Annotated in this window: 11 protein-coding genes; 10 read left to right on the top strand and 1 reads right to left on the bottom strand. The window is 69.2% G+C overall.

Annotated features, from left to right (window positions below; genetic code table 11):
- Positions 1 to 58 precede the first annotated feature (58 nt).
- From argH to JHD82_RS00380, 3 genes are read left to right on the top strand one after another with little or no spacing between them, the layout of a single operon-like run.
- Positions 59 to 1,540, top strand: coding sequence for an argininosuccinate lyase (argH, locus tag JHD82_RS00390; RefSeq protein ID WP_012207114.1), 1,482 nt, complete (start codon positions 59 to 61; stop codon positions 1,538 to 1,540).
- 25 nt (positions 1,541 to 1,565) lie between these two features.
- Positions 1,566 to 2,564, top strand: coding sequence for a Bug family tripartite tricarboxylate transporter substrate binding protein (locus JHD82_RS00385; protein WP_199135110.1), 999 nt, complete (start codon positions 1,566 to 1,568; stop codon positions 2,562 to 2,564).
- A 21-nt stretch (positions 2,565 to 2,585) separates the two neighbouring features.
- On the top strand, positions 2,586 to 4,082 hold the full coding sequence (locus tag JHD82_RS00380; RefSeq protein ID WP_199135109.1) for a rhomboid family intramembrane serine protease: 1,497 nt from the start codon (positions 2,586 to 2,588) through the stop codon (positions 4,080 to 4,082).
- On the opposite strand, the gene JHD82_RS00375 is transcribed toward JHD82_RS00380, so the two are convergent.
- Positions 4,083 to 5,408, bottom strand: coding sequence for a tol-pal system YbgF family protein (locus JHD82_RS00375; protein WP_199135108.1), 1,326 nt, complete (start codon positions 5,406 to 5,408; stop codon positions 4,083 to 4,085).
- 420 nt (positions 5,409 to 5,828) lie between these two features.
- Between JHD82_RS00375 and JHD82_RS00370 the strand changes: the two genes are divergently transcribed.
- From JHD82_RS00370 to JHD82_RS00340, 7 genes are all read left to right on the top strand, one after another.
- Positions 5,829 to 11,891, top strand: coding sequence for an alpha-2-macroglobulin (locus JHD82_RS00370; RefSeq protein WP_199135107.1), 6,063 nt, complete (start codon positions 5,829 to 5,831; stop codon positions 11,889 to 11,891).
- Positions 11,892 to 11,979: 88 nt separating this feature from the next.
- Positions 11,980 to 12,507, top strand: coding sequence for a DUF2867 domain-containing protein (locus JHD82_RS00365; RefSeq protein ID WP_199135106.1), 528 nt, complete (start codon positions 11,980 to 11,982; stop codon positions 12,505 to 12,507).
- A 219-nt stretch (positions 12,508 to 12,726) separates the two neighbouring features.
- On the top strand, positions 12,727 to 14,823 hold the full coding sequence (locus JHD82_RS00360; protein ID WP_199135105.1) for a BCCT family transporter: 2,097 nt from the start codon (positions 12,727 to 12,729) through the stop codon (positions 14,821 to 14,823).
- Positions 14,824 to 14,918: 95 nt separating this feature from the next.
- Positions 14,919 to 15,863 (top strand): helix-turn-helix domain-containing protein, encoded by a 945-nt coding sequence (locus JHD82_RS00355; RefSeq protein WP_199135104.1) that lies wholly within the window; start codon positions 14,919 to 14,921, stop codon positions 15,861 to 15,863.
- A gap of 131 nt (positions 15,864 to 15,994) precedes the next feature.
- Positions 15,995 to 17,395 (top strand): amidase, encoded by a 1,401-nt coding sequence (locus JHD82_RS00350; RefSeq protein ID WP_199135103.1) that lies wholly within the window; start codon positions 15,995 to 15,997, stop codon positions 17,393 to 17,395.
- 67 nt (positions 17,396 to 17,462) lie between these two features.
- A complete protein-coding gene (locus tag JHD82_RS00345; RefSeq protein WP_199135102.1) occupies positions 17,463 to 18,530 on the top strand; it encodes an ABC transporter ATP-binding protein in 1,068 nt (355 codons plus the stop codon).
- A gap of 100 nt (positions 18,531 to 18,630) precedes the next feature.
- Positions 18,631 to 19,926: an ABC transporter substrate-binding protein gene (locus tag JHD82_RS00340; protein WP_012207104.1), complete on the top strand. Its 1,296-nt coding sequence runs from the start codon at positions 18,631 to 18,633 to the stop codon at positions 19,924 to 19,926.
- The last annotated feature ends 12 nt before the right edge of the window (positions 19,927 to 19,938 follow it).

The following is a 19,938-nucleotide window of genomic DNA, read 5'->3' as shown; positions in this document are numbered from 1 at the left end:
CGCACGGGGGGCGTGCCGCCCACCGCCTGCACCGCCTAATCGAAGATCGCGTCCTCACATGTCTGCCAATCAACCAACGTCCGCCTCGCACAACCAGCTCGACACCAAGGCCCAGGCCTGGTCCGCTCTCTTTGAAGAGCCGATGAGCGATCTGGTCAAGCGCTATACCTCCAGCGTGTTCTTCGACAAGCGCCTGTGGCAGGCCGACATCACGGGCAGCCTGGCGCATGCCGAGATGCTGGCGGCCCAGGGCATCATCGCCGCCGCCGACCACGAGTCCATCCGCAAGGGCATGGCGCAGATCACGCAGGAAATCGAGTCCGGCCAGTTCGAGTGGAAGCTCGACCTGGAAGACGTGCACCTGAACATCGAGGCCCGCCTGACCCAGTTGGTCGGCGACGCCGGCAAGCGCCTGCACACGGGCCGCAGCCGCAATGACCAGGTGGCCACCGACGTGCGCCTGTGGCTGCGCGGCGAGATCGACCTCATCGAAGGCCTGCTCGGCGAGCTGCAGCTGTCCCTGGTCGAAGTGGCCGAGAAGAACGTGGACGTGATCCTGCCCGGCTTCACCCACCTGCAGGTGGCCCAGCCCGTGAGCTTTGCCCACCACCTGCTGGCCTATGTGGAAATGTTCAAGCGCGACGCCGAGCGCATGCTGGACCTGCGCCGCCGCGTCAACGTGCTGCCGCTGGGCAGCGCCGCCCTGGCCGGCACCACCTACCCGCTGGACCGCGAGCGCGTGGCCCGCACCCTGGGCATGGAAGGCGTCTGCCAGAACTCGCTGGACGGCGTCAGCGACCGCGACTTCGCCATCGAATTCACCTCGGCCGCCAGCCTGTGCATGGTGCACGTGAGCCGCCTGTCCGAAGAGCTGATCATCTGGATGAGCCAGAACTTCGGCTTCATCCGCATCGCCGACCGCTTCACCACGGGCTCGTCGATCATGCCGCAGAAGAAGAACCCCGACGTGCCCGAGCTGGCACGCGGCAAGACCGGCCGCGTGGTCGGCCACCTGATGGGTCTGATCACCCTGATGAAGGGCCAGCCCCTGGCCTACAACAAGGACAACCAGGAAGACAAGGAGCCGCTGTTCGACACGGTGGACACCCTGAAGGACACGCTGCGCATCTTCGCCGAGATGATCGGCGGCCAGGCCGACCCGGCCACGGGCGGCAAGAAGGGCGGCATCACCGTCAACGCCGAAGCCATGCGCGCCGCCGCGCTCAAGGGCTACGCCACGGCCACCGACCTGGCCGACTACCTGGTCAAGAAGGGCCTGCCCTTCCGCGATGCGCACGAGACCGTGGCCCATGCCGTCAAGCTGGCCTCGCAAAAGGGCGTGGACCTGACCGAGCTGCCGCTGGCCGAACTGCAGGCCTTCAACCCCGGCATCGAGGCCGATGTCTTCGAGGCGCTCAGCCTCGAAGGCTCGCTCAATGCGCGCAACACCCTGGGCGGCACGGCGCCGGCCCAGGTGCGCAAGCAGCTCGCAGGCCACCAGGCGCGCTTGAATGCACGCCTGAACGCACGCCTGGGCTGATCCCCCCGTTCGCCGGAGCCGCGCCATGACATCCTCCCGCCGCCAACTGCTGACCGGGGCGCTGCGCGCCGCCGGCGCAGTGACTGCCGTTGCCGCCTCGTCGGCCCTGGCTCCGCTGGCCTGGGCGCAGCCCGGGCAGGCCATCCGCATCCTGGTGGGCTTTCCGCCGGGCGGCGGCACGGATGCCATCGCACGCCTGCTGGCCGACCGGCTCAAGGACGTGCTGGGCACCACGGTGCTGGTGGACAACCGCCCCGGCGCGGGCGGGCAGATCGCGGCGCAGCAGCTCAAGGCGGCTGCGGCCGATGGCCACACGCTGTTCCTCACGCACGACCACACCATCTCCATCCTGCCCCAGGTGGTGAAGAAGCCGGGTTTCGACCCTGGCCATGACTTCGTTCCCGTGGCCGGCTTTGCCACCTTCGTGAACGCGCTGGCGGTCTCCGCCAATACGCCGGCGCGCAACCTTGCCGAGTATGTGGAGTGGGTGCGCCAGGGCGCAAAGCGCGGCAGCATCGGCATACCCGCGCCCGCGTCCACGCCGGAATTCCTGGTCAGGCTTCTGGGCGAGCACTACAAGCTGGACCTGGTGGCTGCGCCCTACCGGGGCAGCGCGCCCATGCTGGCCGACATGCTGGGCAACCAGATTCCGGCCGGCATCGCCTCGGTGCAGGATTTCATGGAAAACCACAAGGCCGGCAAGCTGCGCGTGATCGGCGTGCTGGGCACGCGCCGCCAGGCCACCATGCCCGAAGTGCCCACGCTGGCCGAGCAGGGCGTCAAGGGCTTCGAGGACACGCCCTACTACGGCATCTACGCGCCGCGCGGCACGCCCCAGGCCTTCATCGACCGCTTCTCCGCCGCCGTGGCCACCGTGCTCAAACAGCCCGATGTGCACGAGCAGCTCACCGCCCTGGGCCTGACCGTGGGCCACATGCCGCCCGCGCAACTGGCCGAGCGCGAGCAGACCTATACCCAGGTCTGGAAACGCATCATCCAGACCAGCGGCTTCCAGCCGCAGTAAGCGCGCGTCCAGCGGTCCCGCATGTTCTACGCGATTCCGCTGGAGGACCGGCCCCGCTGGAGCAATCCGCCGTGGATGACGCTGCTGATCATCCTCGTGAACGTGCTGGTGTTCTTCGGGCCGCAGCGTTCCGAGGAGCGTGCCCAGCAGGCGGCGGCGCAGTTCTATGCCGCCAGCGCGCTGCCGGGCATCGAGTTGCCGCGCTTCGTGGATTGGCTGGAGCGCACGGATTCGCCCATTGCCAAGCAGGCGAAGGTGCTGCAGAAAAAGGGCCTGGTCGAGCCGCTGCTGCAGCGCATGGAGCAGGAGCCCGCCTTCCTGGCGCTGCTGCGCAGCGGCCAGATCGTTGTGGCCAGCGATCCCCTGCACGGGCAGTGGCAGACGGACCGCAGCCGCTACGAGGCCTTGCAGCCGCCGCCCTTCACCACGCGCTGGGCGCAGGACTATGGCGAGGACGCGCCGCTGCGCCCTGTGACCTGGATCACGTCGGCCTTCCTGCATGCCAGCACGGGCCATCTGGTCGGCAATATGCTGTTTCTCTTCATGTTCGGCTTTTCGGTGGAGCTGGCACTGGGGCGGGCCACCTATCTGCTTTTTTATCTGCTGGGGGCCGTCGGGGCTTCGCTGCTGTCCTCCTGGGTCCTTGGGGGTGCGGGCGTCTATGGTCACGGGCTGGGCGCTTCGGGCGCGGTCGCAGCGCTGATGGGCATGTACGCCGTCATGTACCGGCTGCGGCGCATCCGCTTTTTCTACCAGTTGTTCTTCTACTTCAACTACGTCACGGCACCGGCCCTAATCCTGTTGCCGGCCTGGATTGCGAATGAAGTGCTGCAGCACTTCTTCAGCGGCCGGGGCGTGGACTACATGGCCCACCTGGGCGGCCTGCTCACAGGCGCAGCCCTGATGGCCCTGCATCTGCGCCGCAAGCCACGGGCGGCATTGGCGGGCCGCCATTCGGCGCCGGACGATGGCTTCGACACGCATGTCGCCAACGCGCGACGCCTGGGCCAGGCGCTGGACATGGAGGGCGCCCTGCGCGCCTGGCGCGCCGCAGCCCAGCTGCGGCCTGCCGACACCGAGGTGCTGCGGGCCTGGTTTGCCGCAGCCCGCTATGCGCCTGCCAGCGAGGACTTCCACCGTGCGGCCCGGCGCATCTTCAGGCTGCCGGCCCGTGATGCCGCCACCCTGGCCTGGCAGCACGCCAGCTACCGCATCTACCTGGACCTGGCCCGCCCAGGCGCCAGGATCGCGCCCGAGGACATGGCCAGGCTGGTGCGCCGCTTCACGCGTGCCCGTGCGTTCGACGATGCCGAGAAGCTGTGCCACGCGCTGCTGCAGGCAGCACCCGGCCAGCCGGGCCTAGGCGAGACGCTGTGCCTGCTGGTCAACGGCCTGCTGCAGCAGGGGCTGGCACAGCGCGCCCGCGCCTGGCTGCCACAACTGCAGCGCTGGGCGCCCGATGAGGCCGTGACCCGGCTGTTGCTCGACGGGCAGGCCCGGTCCCAGGCCACGGCGTGATCAGTGCGGGGCCGGGCGCGGGTCCGGTCCCGGTCCCTGTTCCGGGTCACGCAGCAGCCACCGCACCTCCTGTGTGGCCTCGCTGTCGGGATGGCGCGCCTGCAGCGTGGCCAGGATGCCCTGGGCCATGTCCCGGCGCCCGAAGCCCTGCAGCATCAGGCGCGCCGCCAGTTCATAGGCATGGGGCACGGCCGCATGGCCCTTGAAGCGTTTGTCGAAGCCCGAGATCAGGGTCAGCGTCGCCTGAGCATCGCCCGCGCGCCAGGTGCTGCGCGCCAGGGCCAGTGTCTGGTCGGCATCGTCCAGCGCAAAGGTCGCTTCCTTGGCGCGGCAGGCCTGGAACACCTTGAGCGCCTCGGCGGTCTGGCCCTGGCGCAGCAGCAGGGCGATGAAGCGCCGGCCGTGGTCCAGCAGCGTGGCCGTCTTGTCCGACAGCAGCAGCAAGCGGTGGTAGCGGCGCTGGGCATGCGTGTCGTCGGGGTGGGTGCGCTGGTCCTCGTAGGCCAGGCCCAGCGCGGCGGCCAGGTCGCCAGCGGCCACGTGCTCGGCCACGTCCTCGTCCAGCTGCTGGCGGGCGATCTGTTCGGGCGTGCGCGCAGGCGCCCCGTCGGGCCCGCTGTCTGCCTGGGGCACGGCGTCGATGCCCAGCGCCTCATGGTGCTGGTACATCACATAGCCCAGCAGGCTGGCCATGACCCAGCCGAAATAGATCATGGCGAAGTTGAACAGCGGCAGCAGGATCAGCCCGCTGAACAGCGGCAGCAGCAGCGACATGGCGATCTGCGCACCGCTGCTCAACAGGAACAGAAAAAAGCACAGCAGCGCATAGGGCTTGCCGATGATGCGCACCGTGTCCAGGATCAGCAGCGGATTGAGTGCGGAGAAAAAGCCCGTCGTCTGCACCAGCACGATGATGCTGGCCGGCAGCAAAAAGGACAGCAGCAGCAGGGCCAGTTGCGCCATGCCCAGGCTCACCCGCGCACACCAGCCGACGATGATGCCGTGCACCACCAAAATGGCGAACAGCTTCCAGGGCAGATGGGTCCAGTCCGGGTCCAGGTGGCGAGGATAGTCCGCAGCGCGCGATATGCCCTGCGAACCCAGCGCTGCCACCTTGAAACCATAGCGGCTGGCGGCCAGCAGGATACCGATCTGCACCAGCCCGATGGCCAGGGGTGCGGGCAGGAAGAACAGCGCCTTGAACAGCAGGCTGCTCAGCGACAGCAGCAGCGCATAGCCCAGCGGCTGTGACTGCAACGGAAAGGCGAAGAACTGGTTGATCCGGTGCCAGAACGGCTGAGGCACGGCAACGTGGTTCGGCTTCATGGACGGACTCTCTCCCTGTGTTGTATCCGCGCAGTATAGGCAGCACGCTGTATGTAGTCTGACGGGGCCTGTGGTGGAAGGTGAGCCATGTGATCGCACGGATACGACGCGTTGATGCGCCGATGTCTTACAGATGGATACACCGCAGACCCGGTTCCGGGCACCCGCCGCAGGGCCTGCAGCGGATGCGGGCCGGTATCATCCCGCGCAGTGGTTTTCAGCCGCAGCGGATGCGGCCCTGCATTCGGTGCATGCGGGCGACAGGCCTGCGCCTTGTTCCAGCCCTTGCCGCCGAGCCCTGCCTGCAGCGCAGGGTTTTTCATTTGCAGCGTGTCATGCGGACAGCTCGCGTCGCAGTGCTGAAAGCCTGCTCATTCCAAGAAAACAGCGGGCCATCTGAGCCCGACAGAAGGGATTGCCATGGGGGTGCTTCGCACGAAAGCGATCAGTGGGTTGCAGGGGGCTCCGGCGCACAGCCGGCCCTGGAGCCGGTGGGGGTTGGGGCTGCTGCTGGGATCGGTGGCGCTGACGGCGCAGGCCGTGGGCGTGCGCCAGTTCAGCCCGCAGGGAGAGGTGGCCAAGGTCGAGCAGGTGGTGGTGCAGTTCGATGGCACGGCCGTGCGCTTTGGCGACCCCAAGGCGGCCGCGCCGGTCACGCTCAGCTGCAGCGATGCGGCGGCCACCCAGGGCACGGGCCGCTGGAACAGCGACCGGGAATGGGTGTTCGACTTCAAGCAGGCCCTGCCGCCGGGCGTGCGCTGCACGGCCCAGCTGGTGGCCGGCTACAAGTCGCCTGCGGGCACGGCCGTGACGGGCGCTGCCAGCTACCAGTTCCAGACCGGCGGCCCGGCCGTGCTGGACATGGCGCCCGACACCTATGAACAGATCGACGAGGAGCAGTACTTCGCGCTGCGCCTGTCGGGCCCGGCCACCGTGCAAAGCCTGCAGCAGCACATGTGGTGCACGGCCGAAGGCGTGGGCGAGCGCATTCCCGTGCGCCTGATCGAAGGCAAGGAGCGCGACGAGCTGCTCAAGCACCGCGGCTGGGACAAGGCCGCCGCCAAGAACCCGCTGCAGTACGCCACGCTGGCCTGCAACCGCCGCCTGACGGCGGGCACGACCATGAAGCTGGTTTTTGGCGCCGGCATCGCCACGCCCAATGGCGTGGCCAGCCGCCAGGACAAGCGCTTCGAGTACCGTGTGCGCGAGCCCTTTGCGGCCGAGTTCAGCTGCGAGCGCGAGAACGCCCAGGCCGCCTGCCTGCCGATCCGCCCCATGCGCCTGAGCTTCAATGCCCCCGTGCCGCGCAAGCTGGCCGAGGGCATTCGCCTGAGCAGCGGCGCCTCCAAGGTGGCGCCCGTGATCGACGGCGAATACGGCGAAAAGCTCAGCGAGGATTCGCTGGTGCAGAACCTGAGCTTCCCGGCCACCATGCAGGCCCAGGCGCGCTACACGGTGGAGCTGCCTCCGCAGTTCAAGGACGCGGCAGGCCGCAGCCTGAGCAATGCCGACATGTTCCCGCTGCAGGTGGCCACGGGCGCGCTGCCGCCGCTGGCCAAGTTCGCGGCCTCGCCCTTCGGCATCGTCGAGCGCTATGCCGAAGGCCCGGACGGCCCGGCCCTGCTGCCCGTGACGCTGCGCAATGTGGAGTCCGAGCTGGCCACCAAGTCCCTGGACGCCAGCCGCGTGAGCACCAAGCAGCCCGGCAGCGATGCCGAGATCATTGCCTGGATGCGCCGCGTGGCCGACTACGAGTCCTCCGACATGGACCGCAAGCGCGCCTCGCGCGACATCAAGGGCCCGCTGCCGCCCGTGATCGACAACGAAAACCGCGACTATGTGCAGACGCGCATGCTGTCGCTGCTGGCCGGCCAGGGCGACGTCAAGACGCTGGAGCTGCCCAAGCCCGTCAAGGGCGATCCGCGCCCCTTCGAGGTGGTGGGCATTCCGCTCACGCCGGGCTTTCACGTGGTCGAGATCGCCTCGCCGCTGCTGGGCCAGTCGCTGCTCGATGAGCGCTACGGCTCGGCGCGCAGCATGTATGTGCGCACCTCGGCCCTGGTGACCAACCTGTCCGTGCATTTCAAGCTCGGCCGCGAGAACGCGGCCGCCTGGGTGACCACGCTGGACAAGGGCCAGGCCGTGGCCAATGCCAGGATCCAGGTCTCCGACTGCAATGGCAAGGTGCTGACCTCGGCCACCACCGACGCCAGCGGCGTGGCGCGCCTGGAAGGCCTGTCGCCCGAGCCGCCCCAGTGCACGGGCGGTGTCGGCTACCGCTCGCCTGCCTACTTCGTCAGCGCACGCGCCCAGGGCAAGGACGGCCAGCAGGAGCTGGCCTTCACCTGGAGCGACTGGCAGCGCGGCATCGAGTCCTGGCGCTTCAACGTGCCCACCAGCCGCAGCGCCCAGCGCGACGAGGTGGCCCACACCATCTTCGACCGCACGCTGCTGCGCGCCGGCGAGACCGTGTCAATGAAGCACCTGATGCGCACCCAGACCGGCATCGGCCAGGGGCAGGGCGGCTTTGCGCTGCCCGAGCAGCGGCCCACGCAACTGGTCATCACCCATGAAGGCAGCGGCCAGCAGTACACGCAGCCGCTGCAGTGGCGTTCCACGGGCACCGGCGGCCTGAGCGCCGAAAACAGCTTCTCCGTGCCCAAGGGCGCCAAGCTCGGTTCGTATTCCGTGGAGCTGCGCGGCGAGGGCAATGGCTCGCGCGGGCGCAACAACCGCTTCGGCACGGGCAGCTTCCGTGTCGAGGAATTCCGCCTGCCCGTGCTCGAAGGCCGCGTGGGACCCGACGGCAAGCAGGCCCTGGTCGGCGTCTCCAGCCTGCCGGTGCAGGTGCAGGTGAACTACGTCTCCGGCGGCCCGGCCGCCAACCTGCCGGTGCGCGTGTCCGCCCTGGTGCGCTCCACCTGGATGGACCGCAGCGACTGGCAGGGCTTCAGCTTCTCGGCACCGCGCAGCGCCCAGGACACGGGCCAGAGCGATGACGAGGAGGCCACGGCCTCCCAGGACAGCAAGGTGGTGGCCGACAAGCTGCCCGTGACGCTGGACCGTGAAGGACTGGGCAAGCTCAAGATCGAGAACCTGCCCAAGCTGCGCGAGCCGCGCGAGCTGCTGATCGAGGCCACCTATGCCGATCCCAATGGCGAGGTGCAGACCCTGCGCAGCACGCAGATGCTGTGGCCCGCGGCCATCGTGGCCGGCGTACGTGCCGAAAGCTGGATCACCACGGGCCGCAAGCTCCAGTTCCAGGCGCTGGCGCTGGGCGTGGACGGCAAGCCCCAGGCCGGCGTGCCGGTCAAGGTCGAGGCCATCTCCCGCGTCACCACCAGCAGCCGCAAGCGCCTGGTGGGGGGCTTTTACAGCTACGACAACCAGACCACGCTCAAGTCCATGGGCACGGTGTGCACGGGCAACAGCGATGCCCAGGGCATGGTGCAGTGCGAGGCCCAGCTGTCGCAGCCCGGCGAGGTGGAGCTGATCGTCACCGCCTCCGACAAGGATGGCCGGCCCGCCCAGGCCGCCTCCAGCGTCTGGGTCACGCGCCAGGGCGAACTGTGGTTCGGCGGCGAGGACCATGACCGCATGGACGTGCTGCCCGAAAAGCGCAGCTACGAGCCCGGCGAGACCGCGCGCTTCCAGGTGCGCATGCCCTTCCGCTATGCGACGGCCCTGGTCGCCGTGGAGCGCGAAGGCATCGTCAGCACCCAGGTCATGCAGCTCAATGGCCAGAACCCCACCGTGGAGCTGAAGGTCCAGCCCGACTGGGGTCCCAACGTCTACGTGAGCGTGCTGGCCCTGCGCGGGCGGCTGCGCGAGGTGCCCTGGTACAGCTTCTTCACCTGGGGCTTCAAGGCGCCGCGCGAGTGGTGGAACGCCTTCTGGCACGAGGGCAAGGAGTACATCGCGCCCACGGCCCTGGTCGACCTGTCCAAGCCCGCCTATCGCCTGGGCATGGCCGAGATCCGCGTGGGCACCAAGGCCCACCGCATCGACGTCAAGGTCACGGCCGACCAGGCCAGCTACCAGGTGCGCGGCACCGCCAAGGTCACCATCAGCGCCACGCTGCCCGACGGCAAGCCCGCCGCTGGCGCCGAGGTGGCGCTGGCGGTCGTGGACCAGGCCCTGCTGGAGCTCATGCCCAACACCAGCTGGCAGCTGGCCGACGCCATGCTGCGCCGCCGCGAGTGGGGCGTGCAGACCTCGACCGCGCAGATGGAGGTGATCGGCAGGCGCCACTACGGCCGCAAGGCCGTGGCCGCTGGCGGCGGCGGTGGCCGCAGCCAGACGCGCGAGCTGTTCGAGACGCTGCTGCTGTGGAACCCGAGCGTGGTGCTCGATGCCCAGGGCAAGGCCCAGGTCAGCGTGCCGCTGAACGACTCGCTGACCACCTTCCAGGTGGTGGCGGTAGCCGACCATGGCGTGTCGATGTTCGGCACGGGCCAGGCGCCCATCCGCACGGCCCAGGACCTGCAGATCATCAGCGGCCTGCCGCCGCTGGTGCGCGAGGAGGACCAGTTCCGTGCCATGGTCACGCTGCGCAACACCTCGGCCAAGGCCATGAAGGTGCAGGTCACGCCGCGTGCCACGCTGCTGGAGCTGGCAGCGCAGACCGTGGAGATTCCCGCGGGCGAGGCGCGCGAGGTCGCCTGGAACGTCACGGCCCCCGCCCAGCTGGGCCAGACCCGCGCCGAGGCGCTCATCTGGGAGATCGAGGCCCGCGACACCGCAGGCGGTGACAAGCCGGCCAGCGACAGGCTGAAGGTCAGCCAGCGCATCATCCCGGCCGTGCCGCTGACGGTGCAGCAGGGCACGCTGATGCAGGTCGATGGCAGCATCAACCTGCCCGTGCAGCCGCCGGCCGATGCGCTGGCCGGCCGCGGCGGCCTGCGCATGTCGCTGGCGCCCAAGCTGGCCGAAGGCCTGCCGGGCGTGCGCGACTGGTGGGCGCGCTATCCCTACAGCTGCCTGGAGCAGGTCACCAGCAAGGCCGTGGGCATGAGCGACGCCACGCTGTGGCAGTCCACGATGGGCCAGCTGCCCAGCTACCTGGACGGCGACGGCCTGGCCAGCTACTTCCCGCTGGCAGGCGACGGGTCGGGCCGTGCGGCCCGCGGCAGCGATACGCTGACGGCCCACCTGCTCAACCTCTCGGCACTGGCACAGGGCGTGGACAAGCGCTTCGTGCTGCCGGCGGCCGAGCGCGAGCGCATGGAAAACGGCCTGATCGCCTTCGTCGAAGGCCGCATCCAGCGCAGCTTCTGGAGCCCGCGCAAGGATCTGGACATGCGCAAGCTGGCCGCCATCCAGGCGCTGGCGCTGACGGGCCGCGCCAATCCGCGCATGCTCGACAGCATCACCATCGCGCCCAACGACTGGCCCACGCATGCCGTCATCGACTGGGTGGCCCTGCTCAAGCACATGCGCGAGCTGCCCCAGCGCGAACAGCAGCTGGCCCAGGCCCAGCAGATCCTGCGCGCCCGCCTGAGCTACCAGGGCACGCGCGTGGCCTTCAGCAACGAGCAGGACGACCAGTGGTGGTGGCTGATGCAGGGCCCCGAGGTCAACCTGGCCCGCCTGATGCTGGTCAACATGGACGACCCGACGTGGAAGGAAGAGCTGCCGCGCCTGGCCAACGGCTTCATCTCGCGCCAGAGCAACGGCGCCTGGGGCACGACCACGGCCAACCTGTGGGGGGCGCTGGCACTGCAGCGCTTCTCGCAGCAGTTCGAGGCCACGCCCGTGACGGGCGCTACCCAGGCGGCTTTGGGCGCGTCCCAGGCCCGCGTGGAGTGGAGCCAGGTCACGCGCATGCGCGCCAGCGACACCGAGGGCGCGGCCCACCAGGCGTCCAGCTTCGGCGCGACCACGGTGGTCGGCGGCCTGCGCAACAACACCATGTTCCTGCCCTGGAGCGCGGTGGGTGATGCCCGCAAGGGCCAGCTGACGGTGACCCAGCAGGGCACCGGCAAGCCCTGGCTCACGCTGCAGTCCGTGGCGGCCGTGCAGCTGAAGGCGCCGTTCAGCGCCGGCTACACCGTCACGCGCACGGTCAAGCCCGTGGAGCAGGCCGACAAGAGCCTGCCCGCAGGCCAGTACTCGCGCGGCGACGTGCTGCGCGTCACGCTGGAGGTGCAGGCCCGCACCGACATGACCTGGGTGGCCATCACCGACCCCGTGCCCACGGGCGCCACCATCCTGGGCGGCGGTCTGGGGCGCGACTCGGAGATCGCCTCGGGCGGCGAGCGCGCGGAAGGCGCGGGCTGGCTGGCTTATGAAGAGCGCAGCTTCGAGGCCTACCGCGCCTACTACCAGTACCTGCCCAAGGGCAATACGCGCGTGGAGTACACCGTGCGGCTGAACAACGCCGGCGACTTCGCGCTGCCGCCCACGCGGGTGGAGGCGCTGTATGCGCCCGAGATGTTCGGCGAGGTTCCCAACGCCCGCATCAAGGTGAGCGACAAGCGCTGATGCAGCGTTGATGGCGCCCTGACAAGGGGGCGGCCCTGCGGCCTATGATGGCTGCAGGACCGCCCCCTTTTTTCATCACCTCCGCTCCATGGCACAAGTCATCCTCTCTCCGGTTCCCGCGGGCAGCGCCCTGCAGGACCGCCTCAAGACCGCCTATTTCCACGACAGCTACCAGCTGCAATTGCCGGACGACGGCAGCAGCCCCATGGCGCTGTACCTGCGCTGCATGGGCCGCACGCCGGGCTGGATCGACTTTCTGATGCGCCTGCGCAACCGCGTGGTGGCGCCCTTCGGCATCAAGGACCTGGGCACGCTCAGCGGCGTCGATGCGCAGCGCCAGCCATCGAGCTACCGCGTGGGCGACCGCGCCGGCATCTTCCGTGTCCATGCCCTGAGCGACAGCGAAGTGGTGCTGGGCGACAGCGACAGGCACCTGGACGTGCAGGTCTCCCTCATGAAGCTGCCCCGGCCCGAGGGCCTGTCGTCGGCCACCTTCACCGTGGCCATGTCCACCGTGGTCCATGTGCACAACGCGCTGGGCCGCATCTACATGCTGGGCGTGACGCCGGCCCACCGCGTCATCGCCCCGGCCGTTGTGGCCAGGCTGGCGTCCTGAACCAGCCAGGCCTGATCTGGTCCGAGGTCGGTACGTCAGCAAAACGGAAGCATTCAGGGCCTGCGTCCGACGCGACCAGACGCGGCGAATCACGATACTTGCGGCCTTTGCCCGGCGGACATCCCCCGAGCAGGGAACGCGGCCCGCCCCACAAGGGCAGGGCCGCCACCATTGCGAATCGGTTCCCGGGCACACCATTGATCACAAGAGAGAGGGTATATGCCAGACACGACCACCGATCCCCGACCGGCGCCACCTGCGCCGCCAGTGGCTGCGCCACCGGATGCGCCGCAGGCGGCCACGCCATCGCCAGCCGAGCCTGCACCGCGCATCACGTTCTCCGGCCCCGTCGTCATTCCTTCCCTGCTGGTTCTGGGCCTGCTGCTGCTGTACTGCGGCTTCATGCCCGACAGTGCCGACCGGCTGTTCTCCAGCGCCCAGGCCTGGGTGGTGGGGCACATGGACTGGTTCTATGCCGTCTCGGTCACGCTGTTCCTGGTCTTTCTGATCTTCGTCGCGTCCAGCCGTTTCGGTGATATCCGCCTGGGTCCCGATGATGCTGAGCCCGAGTTCAGCTTCATCTCCTGGACCGCCATGCTGTTCGCCGCCGGCATGGGCATCGGCCTGATGTACTTCGGCGTGGGCGAGCCGCTGCAGCATTTCCTCAAGCCGCCCACGGCCGTGCCTTCCACGCCGGCTGCCGCGCGCGAGGCGCTGCAGTCCACCTTCTTCCACTGGGGCTTCCATGCCTGGGCCGTCTACGGGACCATGGGCCTGGTGCTGGCGTACTTCGGCTTTCGCTACAACCTGCCGCTGACCATGCGCTCGGGCCTGTACCCGCTGCTGGGCAAGCGCATCAACGGCCCCATCGGCCACAGCGTGGATGCCTTCGCGCTGGTGGGCACCATCGCAGGTATCGCCACCACGCTGGGCTATGGCGCGCTGCAGCTGGCCGCCGGCCTGCACACGCTGACGGGATGGGACACCTCCACGGCGCTGTTCCGCATCTCGGTCATTGTCATCGTGGTCTGCCTGGCCGGGTTGTCTGCCGTCTCGGGCCTGGACAAGGGCGTGCGGCGCCTGAGCGAGTTCAATCTCGTGCTGGCCTTCATCCTGCTGGCCTTCGTCATCGTGGCCGGGCCCACGGTCTTCCTCTTCGAGGCGCTGAGCGAGAACATCGGCAACTACGTGTCTGGCCTGGTGCAGCTGTCGTTCCGCACCTTTGCCTACGAGCCGCCCAGCCAGGAAGGCTGGTTCGGCGGCTGGACCATCCTCTACTGGGCCTGGTGGATCTCCTGGTCGCCCTTCGTGGGCATGTTCATCGCACGCATCTCGCGCGGTCGCACCATCCGCCAGTTCGTGACCGGCGTGCTGCTGGTGCCCACGGCCTTCAACCTGCTGTGGATGACGGCCTTCGGCAACAGCGCCATCTGGATAGACACCCACGTGGCCATGGGCGCGTTGGGGCAGACGGCCTCGAACGTGGATGCGCTGCTGTTCCGCTTCTTCGAGTACCTGCCCTGGTTCAAGCCCGTGGCCTGGCTCACCATCGTGCTGATCGCGGTGTTCTTCGTCACCTCGGCGGACTCCGGGGCCTTCGTGGTGGACAACATCGCCTCGCGCGGCCATGCGCGTTCGCCGGTCTGGCAGCGGCTGTTCTGGGCTGCCGTGCTGGGCGTGACGGCCATGGTGCTGATGCTGGCCGGCGGCCTCAAGGCGCTGCAGGCCATGACCCTGGTGGCGGCCCTGCCGGTGGCCGTCATCATGCTGGCCCTGTGCTACGGGCTGTGGCGCGGCCTGCAGGCCGACCGCGCGCACTTCTCGCCCGACCTGGCTCCGGCCACCAGCTTCTGGAGCGGCCAGCACTGGCGCAAGCGCCTGGAGCAGATCGTGCACCAGCCCTCGCGCGCCGATGTGCGCAGGTTCCTGGCCGGCGTGGTGCTGCCCGCCATGAACGAGGTGGCCGCCGAGATGCAAAGGCGCGGCGTTGAGGCCGTGGTCACCGAGGACCTGGATGGCGAGGGCGCCGTGCGCCTGACCGTGCCCGATCCCTCGCTGCGCGACTTCGTCTACGGCGTGCGCGCCACGCGCCGCACGGTGCCCACCTTCCTGGTGAGCGAGGCGGCCAGCGAGCAGGAGCGCCGCCATGTCTACGAGCCCATCACCTTCTTCGAGGACGGTCGCCTGGGCCACGACATCCAGTACCTGCGCAGCGAGGAAGTCATCGCCGACATCCTGCGCCACTACGAGCGCTACCTGTCGCTGAGCGCCGACCAGCGCACGCATCTGCTGAACCGGGCGCCGGGCCACAGCTGAGCCGTGTCTGGCAGTGCCGCCGTCGCGGCACCCCGGGCCTTTGGGTAAACACCGGGGTGCCAGCCAGCGGCCGCCTGCGGATACTGGGCGCTGCCATGCAGCTCGAATACTCTACCCATTCGCAGGAGCCACGCCATCGTTTCGACTACTGGCACGAGGTGGTCTGCCGCCACTGCATCCCGGCCGACAGCCACCGCGCGCAGGGGGATGGTGCCGGTCCCGGCGGCTTCGGGGCCACGCTGTCCGTGCGGTCCCTGGGACTGCTGGAGATCAGTGCCATGTCGGCGCCCAGCCACCGCTGGGTGCGCAACGCAGCCCACCTGCGCCTGCATGCGCGCGACGAGCTGTGGCTGGGCTATCTGCTCCAGGGCCAGGCCGAGGTGCGCCAGGGCGGGCAAGTGGCCCGGCTGAGTGCGGGCAATCTGGTGCTTTATGACGCTGCGCAGCCTTTCGAATTCTCGGTGGCGCCCCGCGATATCCTGCTGATGCGCATTCCGCGCAGCGAATTGTTGAATCGCTTTGCCCGTGCACCTTCGCACGTGGGCCGGGCGCTGCATGGCCATGCCCCGGCCGTGGCGCCGCTGCGGGCCATGCTCGGCGAGGCCATCGCCATGCCGCCTGCGCCGCACGGTGATGCCTTGGCGCAGCGCTTCGGCATGGCGCTGCTCGACGTGCTGGCCCTGGCGCTGGAGATGCAGGAAATGGCCGTGCAGCCCCGCGCGGAAAGGGACCTGCATGGCCGCATCCAGGCGTTCATCCAGGACAACCTGGGCTCGCCCGAGCTGTCGCTGCAATGGCTGGCGCAGCAGCACAACGTCTCGCCCCGTACCGTGACGCGGGCCTTTGCGCGGCACAACCAGACGCCCATGGGCCTGGTATGGCAGCTGCGGTTGCAGGCCAGCCGCCAGGCCCTGATGCAGGGGCGCTGCTCCAGCGTGACCGAGGCGGCCTTCGCGCATGGGTTCTCCGATGCGGCGCACTTCAGCCGAGCCTTTCGCAAGGCGTTCGGCTGCACTCCCCGCAGCCTGCTGGCCGCCTGAGCAAGGTCGCTGACCCTCACGAACAAGCGTCGGGGCTGCTGGCTCCCTAGCATGGATCTGCCGTGCGTCCCGTGCGGCTTTTCCAGTGCAACAACGGTGGCGCCCCGGAGCCGGGCGCCGGGAGACATGCCATGAACGACAGCGAACTGCACCATCTCGAACTGCTGGAGGTGGGGCGCGAGATCCAGTCCCGCCGCATTTCCTCGGAAGAGGTGACCCGCCACATGCTGGCGCGCATCGAGGCCGTGGACGCGCGGCTGCACAGCTACGTGACGGTGATGGCGCAGCAGGCGCTGGAGGACGCCCGCCGCGCCGACGCCGAGATCGCGCAGGGCCGCCGCCGCGGTGCGCTGCACGGCGTGCCGCTGGCGCTCAAGGACCTGCTGTGGACCCGGGGCGTCCCCACCACGCATGGAATGACGCTGCACCGCGACCATCGCCCCACGGAAGATGCCACCGTGGTGCGCAGGCTGCGCGAGGCCGGCGCCGTCATCCTGGGCAAGCTGCAGCAGACCGAAGGCGCCTTCGCCGACCACCATCCCGAGATCACTGCCCCCGTCAACCCCTGGGGCGCCCAGCTGTGGCCCGGGGCCTCGTCCAGCGGCTCGGGCGTGGCCACGGCGGCGGGGCTGTGCTTCGGATCGCTGGGCACGGACACCGGGGGCTCCATCCGCTTTCCATCGGCCGCCAACGGCATCACGGGGCTCAAGCCCACCTGGGGCAGGGTGAGCCGCCACGGCGCCTTCGAACTGGCCGCGTCCCTGGACCACATAGGCCCGATGGCGCGCAGTGCTGCCGATGCCGCAGCCATGCTCGCGGCCATCGCCGGGGCGGACCCGCTGGACCCTACGGCCAGCCAGTGCAGCGTGCCCGACTATCTGGCCATGATGACGCGCGGATTCTCCGGCCTGCGCCTGGGCATGGACCGGCAATGGGCACTGGACGGCGTGGATGCCCCCTCCCGCCAGGCGGTGGAGCAGGCCCTGGCGGTGGCGCAGCGCCTGGGGGCCAGCGTGCAGGAAGTCCGCTTTCCCGATGCCACCCAGGCGGTGGAGGACTGGCCGGCGCTGTGCGCGGTGGAGACCGCCGTGGCGCACGGCGCCACTTTCCCTGCACGGCGCGAGGCCTATGGCCCCGGGCTCGCCGGGCTGATCGACCTGGGGCTGGGCCTGTCCGCCACCGACTACCAGCGGCTGCTGCTGCGCCGCGCGGACTTCACGGGCCGGATGCGCGCACTCTTCGCGCAGGTGGACCTGCTGCTGGTCCCCGCCACGGCCTTTGCGGCCCCCACGCTGCAACGCATGGCGCATTTCGGCTCCGATGCCGAGCTGTTCTCGGGCATGCTGCGCTATACCTGCCCGTTCGACCTGACGGGCAGCCCCACGATCACGCTGCCCGGCGGACGCACTCCTGAGGGCGCGCCCGTGGCCTTCCAGTTCGTGGCCCCCGACTTCCGCGAAGACCTGCTGGTGCGCGCGGGCTGGGCGTTCCAGCAGGCCACGGATTGGCACAGACAGCACCCTGCTGCCTGAGCTGCATGGGGGCGCCAGTCCGGTGGCGCGACACGGGCCTGTCACACAGCCTTCCTAGACTGGCGTGATGTCCTTGATCGAGATGGAAGGTGTCGCCAAGTCCTGGGGCGGCACCACGGCACTGCAGGCGCTGGATCTGCGCATTGAACCCGGATCCTTTTGCGTGCTGCTCGGTCCCTCGGGCTGCGGCAAGTCCACCACGCTGCGCATCATCGCGGGCCTGGAAAGCGCCACCTCGGGCCGCGTGCGCATCGATGGGCAGGACGTCACCCACCTGCCGCCCGCACGGCGCGGCATTGCCATGGTGTTCCAGAACTACGCGCTGTTCCCGCACCTGACGGTGGCGCAGAACATCGGCTTCGGCCTGTCCGTGCGCAAGGTCCCGGCGGCCGAGGCGCGCCGGCGCATCGACGAGGCCGCCGCGCTGCTGGGCCTGGACGCGCTGCTGGCACGCCGGCCCGGCCAGCTGTCGGGTGGCCAGCAGCAGCGCGTGGCGCTGGGCCGCGCCCTGGTGGCCCGCGCCCGGGTCTGCCTGATGGACGAGCCCCTGTCCAACCTCGACGCCCAGCTGCGCCAGGAAATGCGCACCGAGCTGCGCGAGCTGCAGCGGCGCCTGGGCCTGACCGTGGTCTATGTCACGCACGACCAGGCCGAGGCCATGGGCATGGCCGACCAGGTGGTGCTGCTCAGCCAGGGGCGCGTGGAGCAGTGCGCTGCGCCCCAGGAGATCTACAGCCGGCCCGCCACCACCTTTGCCGCGCGCTTCATCGGCACGCCGGCCATGAACATCGCGCGCCTCGACGGCCTGCACATCGCGGGCAGCCATGCCAGCGCCGCGCCCGCCGGCCTGCAGCAGCCGGCCCAGGCGCGCTGGCTGGGCGTCAGGCCCGAGGACATGCGCCTGTCGCTCCATGGCGATGTCGGCAGCGGCCCCGTGGTGGCCGCCGACATCGAAAGCCTCGAATACCTGGGCGCCGACCTGGTGCTGCGCTGCCGCGTGGGCAGCGAGCAACTGATGGTGCGCACCGCTGGCAGCCAGCTCGGCGGCCTGCAGCCGGGCCAGCTCGTGGGCCTGCGCTGGGCGCGCGAGGCCACGCATTTCTTTGACGAAAAGGGGCGGCGCTGCACGGCCTGATGCCGAGGCACCGGCCCCCAATTCCTTCGCCAATTCACCGTTTCAGCCGTTTCAGCCGTTCCGGCTTTCGCACCCGAAGCACCTTCCAGGAGAGTCCGCCATGCAACGCCATGCCTTCCTCAAAACCCTCGCAGCCGCTGCCGCCGTGGCCGCCACGGGCCTGCTGAACACCGCCAGCGCGCAGACGCCGCTGGAGGTGCCGTTCTACTACCCCGTGGCCGTGGGCGGCCCCATCACCAAGGTGATCGACGGCTATGCGGCCGAGTTCAACAAGGCCCATCCGCAGTACCGGATCACGCCCGTCTATGCGGGCACCTACCAGGAGACCATCGTCAAGGCGCTGACGGCCCACAAGTCGGGCAAGCCGCCGGCCAGCTCGGTGCTGCTGTCCACCGACATGTTCACGCTGATCGACGAGGACGCCATCGCCCCCATCGACGACTTCGTGAAGACCGATGCCGACCGGGCCTGGCTCAAGGGCTTCTACCCGGCCTTCATGGCCAACAGCCAGGCGGGCGGCAAGACCTGGGGCGTGCCCTTCCAGCGTTCCACCGTGGTCATGTACTACAACAAGGAAGCCTTCAAGGAAGCCGGCCTGGACCCGAACAAGGCGCCGCAGAACTGGAAGGAACTCAAGGAAGCCGCCCACAGGCTGACGAAGAAGGACGCCAGCGGCAAGGTCGTGCAGTACGGAATACAGATCCCGTCCACGGGCTTTGCCTACTGGATGCTGCAGACCCTGACCACGCCCAACGACGTGCTGCTGGCCAACGAGGCCGGCACCCAGGTCACGCTGGACAGCCCCCGGGTAGTGGAGGCGCTGGACTTCTGGGTGGGCCTGGTCAAGGAAGGCGTGCACCCGGCCGGCGTGGTGGAGTGGGGCACGACGCCCAAGGACTTCATGGAAAAGAAGGCCGCCATCATCGTCACCACCACGGGCAACCTGACCAATATCCGCGCCAATGCCAAATTCGACTTCGGCGTGGGCCAGATCGCAGGCAACGTGCGCAAGGGCTCGCCCACGGGCGGCGGCAATTTCTACCTGTTCAAGAAGGCGCCCAGGGAGCAGCAGGAGGCGGCCTTCCAGTTCATGAAGTGGGTCACCCAGCCCCCGCTGGCCGCGCAGTGGAGCATGGACAGCGGCTACGTTGCCGTCTCGCCCGCCGCCTATGACACGCCCGCGCTCAAGAAGTACGGCCAGGACTTCCCGCAGGCCCTGGTGGCGCGCGACCAGCTGCCGGTATCGGTGGCCGAGTTCTCCACGCATGAGAACCAGCGCGTGACCAAGGTGCTCAACGACGCCGTGCAGGCCGCCCTCAACGGCAGCAAGACCTCGGCCCAGGCCCTGCAGGATGCGCAAAAGGAAGCAGACCGCATCCTGCGCCGCTACAAGTGATGGCGCAGTGCC

The organism is Delftia sp. ASV31 (assembly GCF_016428765.1).
Classification (GTDB): Bacteria; Pseudomonadota; Gammaproteobacteria; order Burkholderiales; family Burkholderiaceae_C; genus Comamonas; species Comamonas acidovorans.
The sequence above is the reverse complement of the archived record's forward strand: the minus strand, read 5'-3'. Positions and strand labels throughout refer to the sequence as shown.

Coding starts and splice junctions, on each gene's coding strand:
- JHD82_RS00380 (WP_199135109.1), top strand. CDS start 2,586: ATGTTCTACGCGATTCCGCTGGAGGACCGGCCCCGCTGGAGCAATCCG.
- JHD82_RS00350 (WP_199135103.1), top strand. CDS start 15,995: ATGAACGACAGCGAACTGCACCATCTCGAACTGCTGGAGGTGGGGCGC.
- JHD82_RS00340 (WP_012207104.1), top strand. CDS start 18,631: ATGCAACGCCATGCCTTCCTCAAAACCCTCGCAGCCGCTGCCGCCGTG.
- JHD82_RS00355 (WP_199135104.1), top strand. CDS start 14,919: ATGCAGCTCGAATACTCTACCCATTCGCAGGAGCCACGCCATCGTTTC.
- JHD82_RS00360 (WP_199135105.1), top strand. CDS start 12,727: ATGCCAGACACGACCACCGATCCCCGACCGGCGCCACCTGCGCCGCCA.
- JHD82_RS00385 (WP_199135110.1), top strand. CDS start 1,566: ATGACATCCTCCCGCCGCCAACTGCTGACCGGGGCGCTGCGCGCCGCC.
- JHD82_RS00365 (WP_199135106.1), top strand. CDS start 11,980: ATGGCACAAGTCATCCTCTCTCCGGTTCCCGCGGGCAGCGCCCTGCAG.
- JHD82_RS00370 (WP_199135107.1), top strand. CDS start 5,829: ATGGGGGTGCTTCGCACGAAAGCGATCAGTGGGTTGCAGGGGGCTCCG.
- argH (WP_012207114.1), top strand. CDS start 59: ATGTCTGCCAATCAACCAACGTCCGCCTCGCACAACCAGCTCGACACC.
- JHD82_RS00345 (WP_199135102.1), top strand. CDS start 17,463: ATGTCCTTGATCGAGATGGAAGGTGTCGCCAAGTCCTGGGGCGGCACC.
- JHD82_RS00375 (WP_199135108.1), bottom strand. CDS start 5,408: ATGAAGCCGAACCACGTTGCCGTGCCTCAGCCGTTCTGGCACCGGATC.